The organism is uncultured Mucilaginibacter sp., from assembly GCF_903913935.1.
Classification (GTDB): Bacteria; Bacteroidota; Bacteroidia; order Sphingobacteriales; family Sphingobacteriaceae; genus Mucilaginibacter.
Genome location: NZ_CAIWNH010000450.1, coordinates 1 through 3,248 on the forward strand (window position 1 = coordinate 1; position 3,248 = coordinate 3,248).

5 protein-coding genes are annotated in these 3,248 nt (G+C 44.3%); 3 read left to right on the forward strand and 2 right to left on the reverse strand.

The genetic code is table 11. The features are described 5' to 3' along the window. Positions 1 to 128: 128 nt before the first annotated feature. Positions 129 to 668, forward strand: a complete 540-nt coding sequence (locus QZY09_RS18020) for a hypothetical protein (protein ID WP_295674631.1) — start codon at positions 129 to 131, stop codon at positions 666 to 668. A gap of 27 nt (positions 669 to 695) precedes the next feature. Here the strand turns inward: QZY09_RS18020 and QZY09_RS18025 are convergent, their stop codons facing one another. Both QZY09_RS18025 and QZY09_RS18030 read right to left on the reverse strand, forming a co-directional pair. After that, positions 696 to 1,457 (reverse strand): hypothetical protein, encoded by a 762-nt coding sequence (locus QZY09_RS18025; protein WP_295674632.1) that lies wholly within the window; start codon positions 1,455 to 1,457, stop codon positions 696 to 698. Positions 1,458 to 1,852: 395 nt separating this feature from the next. Beyond that, a complete protein-coding gene (locus tag QZY09_RS18030; RefSeq protein WP_295674633.1) occupies positions 1,853 to 1,984 on the reverse strand; it encodes a hypothetical protein in 132 nt (43 codons plus the stop codon). Between the two features lie 188 nt (positions 1,985 to 2,172). On the opposite strand from QZY09_RS18030, the gene QZY09_RS18035 reads away from it, so the two are divergent. Together QZY09_RS18035 and QZY09_RS18040 are read left to right on the forward strand one after the other, a co-directional pair. Next, a complete protein-coding gene (locus tag QZY09_RS18035; protein WP_295674634.1) occupies positions 2,173 to 2,700 on the forward strand; it encodes a hypothetical protein in 528 nt (175 codons plus the stop codon). 105 nt (positions 2,701 to 2,805) lie between these two features. Then, positions 2,806 to 3,248 (forward strand): hypothetical protein (locus QZY09_RS18040; protein ID WP_295674635.1); only part of this gene is annotated, 443 nt, incomplete at its 3' end.

Sequence of the window (3,248 nt, forward strand, 5' to 3'; positions counted from 1 at the left end):
CATGGTTCGAGTGCCTCACCATGACACCCCGGCTTTTATCCTTCGAAACCGATTTTCACAAAAAACCAAATATTAACCAAGCCATCCCTTTTTTCCTTATGTTTAACACCTCAACGTAAAACCATCTCATGATCAAAAAAATCATAGCTCCAGCCTTATTTGTCTTATTACTCCTGCCCTATTTCAGCCAGGCACAAATCAAACTGGTACGCCGCAGCCTGCTGAACGGGAAGGTTGAGCTATCGGTGCCTGCAAATTTTAAGCAAATGTCTACCCAGGCACTCGCGGCAAAATATGCCCATCAAGGCCAGCAACCGGCGGCTGCTTTTAACGATGCAAAAGCCGACGTAAATTTAGTGATCAGCCAGACCGGGCAAACGATGACACCCGACCAGATCGGCCAATACAAAGATTTTATGATCAATACCCTAAAACACGCCAGGCCCGATGCCGCGTGGCTTGATAACGGCGTTAAAACTATTAATGGCAAACAGGTGGGCTATTTTAAACTGATGACCACCGCAGCGGACCAAAAAGTGTTTGCCTTTTATTTTTTTACCATCCTCGACGGCAAATTGCTGATGTTTACTTTTACCTGTCCCCAGACGCTGCAGCCCAAATGGAAAACCACCGCCGATGCCATGTTGGCATCGCTGAAGGTTAAATAATTACTTAATTACGCTTTAAATCTCCTATTACCTGCTTAAGGTTAAAGGCATAATCACTACACCTCCGGTATTGGCCCAGTGAAATATAATTTGGGTATCGGTTATTTCAATACTGCCAACCACGTTAGGCTGGTTATTAAACTCAATATAAAGCGGGTAGCTGCCGTTGGCCAGTGAAGTTTGGTACGAACCGTAATTAACTGTCCTGGTTAAAGTGCTGCTCGTAACACCGCAATCGGCATTGTGCAGCACCTGTGTAAGCTGCATGTAATACGCTTTTGCGTTGGTGTCGTAATAAACTCCCAGGTCAATAGCACTGTTTCCGCAATACGAATTTTTGGTAGTCGCCGTAAACGACAGGAAGGAAGAATCGGAAATAGTACTTTTAATATATTTCGGCACCAGCGTAATTTGTTCGCCCGCGGTAAAAGGCGTTGCATATGGTGTAGGGATATAAAGCGAATCAATAATCGTTATCACAATACTTGCTGTTGCACCACCGCTTTGATTGGCACTAACGGTGTAGGTACCGGCCTTTTTAAAAAACCATTTAGCAATATTGTGCTGCGTGAGTAAAGAATCAGATCCCGCCGGGCTAACACTCCAGTTAACTATTTTAGTGGAATCGGCACCTGACAGTGCCATCAGGTCGGGCTGATTGATCTTTCCACGGGTAAATGTTGCCGCTATCTGGCCGGCAGGCGCATTCAACTTGCCTTCTTTGGTGCATGCGTTTACGATAAAAATAACTGCGATGATCAGCGGGAATGTGTAGGTTGATTTTTTCATATTCATTAAGGGTAATGAAATCTACACTCAAAATTAAATAAAATAATTAACAGATGTAAGCCGCAGATGCCTTTTATGGGCGCTGGCGCTAAATAAGTCCGTAACCAACCCCCTTTTTTGCCTCCGAAAGAGCGGGTGAACGAGCCTGCTACGTTCGGGTGAGTAAACTCGGCACCATGCATTGGCGGTAATGTCCGCAGGGTGGACTCACCCGGACTTTGCTTCGCCTGCCGGCAGGCAGGCTCGTCCACCCGCTCTACGGCAAGCCGTAAAGAGAGTGAAAAAAAAAATTCACCAAAAGATCAATCCATCACCCACAAAAAAGCCCCGGCGCTAACCGGGGCCTTAACTCACACACACTAAACCAAACTAAAAACTATAATTTCTTAAACCTGTTAATCACGATCGCGATTCCAACGGTGGTAATGATGGTAACGGTAGCCACCGCCACCTTCAACATAACATCCTGATGTTACCGATACAAATGCTGCTATAATCAATGCGAATGCAAAAAATTTCTTTTTCATGGCTCTTTGTTTTAGTTTCAACCTCCCAACTGTGGGTGTTTGGATGTAGGACGCTTTAAAATTGAAAAGGATTAATATGGAAGAAGAATATCTGCAGGCAATCGCACGTCAATCAGTGTAATCGTCAAACAATCAGTGTAATCATCAATCCAGAATTGATATATTTGATCAACCAATAGCAAATCGCAATGAAAAAAGCAGCCTTTTTAACATCTTTAGCATTAATCATTCTGATAAATTACAATTGCCGGGCGCAGGTAATTGATCAATACGGCGACAATGTGGGCACCTTAAACGGCATTATGAAAGCCTACTATGATGTGGTTACTGTTAAAAAAGGCGAAAAGCCCAGTTACCAGCGCGATAGCAGCCTGCACGTACCCAATGTAAATGTGGGCTGGGCAACAAAATCAAAAGACGGTAAAACGGTTATCAAATACGTAAGCTTAAAGGAATACCACCGCCAGTCTGACGATTACCTGGGGTCAAAAGGCTTTGTTGAACGCGAGATCTCCCGCAAGGTGGAGAAATTCGGGGCCATTTATCATGTATGGAGCACTTACGAATCGCGCAATACCAAAACAGGCCCGGTGATTGAGCGTGGTATTAACAGCATTGAACTTTTTTATGATGGCACCAGGTTTTGGATTTTAGGCTGGTTTTTTGACGGAGAGCGGAAGGATAACCCTATCCCGAAAGAATACCTGACTAAGTAAAAACCTTGTTGCCGTTTACCCCGCCAACCAATGACTTAATGACGCAATGACTAAATGACCAATTAAAAATATTCCCTAACTTAGATTTTTCACAACTGACCCAAAATGAAAAAATTAAGCTTCCTGTTCATACCTATAGCTGCACTTTTTAGTTGCCAGCAAACAAAAACTACGCAAAACAAAATATCCGGCGATGCCGCCTTTCAAAGACTTTCTGATGATTTCCTGCTGGGTTATCTCAACTGGCGCCCGGGCAATGGCGTTGCACTCGGCTATCACCAATACGACGGCAAGGTTACGGACCTGGGCAAAGAATCATTAGGCAAAGAACTGGACCGCTTGAAAGATTACGACCTTAAACTGGCCGCCACGGATACCTCCAGCCTGAGCCCTAAAATGTTTTATGATTACCGCATTTTACGCTCGGCTATCAAAAACGAGATCCTGAATTTTGAGGATATGGGCGCCTATAACAAAAATCCTATGACCTATGCAGAAGCGGTGGATGTGAGCATCTATATCAAACGCGACTTCGCCCCTATTGAGGA

Bases quoted from the DNA above. Each gene is read 5' to 3' on its own strand.
- QZY09_RS18030 (WP_295674633.1), bottom strand. From the start codon at position 1,984: ATGAAAAAGAAATTTTTTGCATTCGCATTGATTATAGCAGCATTTGTA.
- QZY09_RS18025 (WP_295674632.1), bottom strand. From the start codon at position 1,457: ATGAAAAAATCAACCTACACATTCCCGCTGATCATCGCAGTTATTTTT.
- QZY09_RS18020 (WP_295674631.1), top strand. From the start codon at position 129: ATGATCAAAAAAATCATAGCTCCAGCCTTATTTGTCTTATTACTCCTG.
- QZY09_RS18035 (WP_295674634.1), top strand. From the start codon at position 2,173: ATGAAAAAAGCAGCCTTTTTAACATCTTTAGCATTAATCATTCTGATA.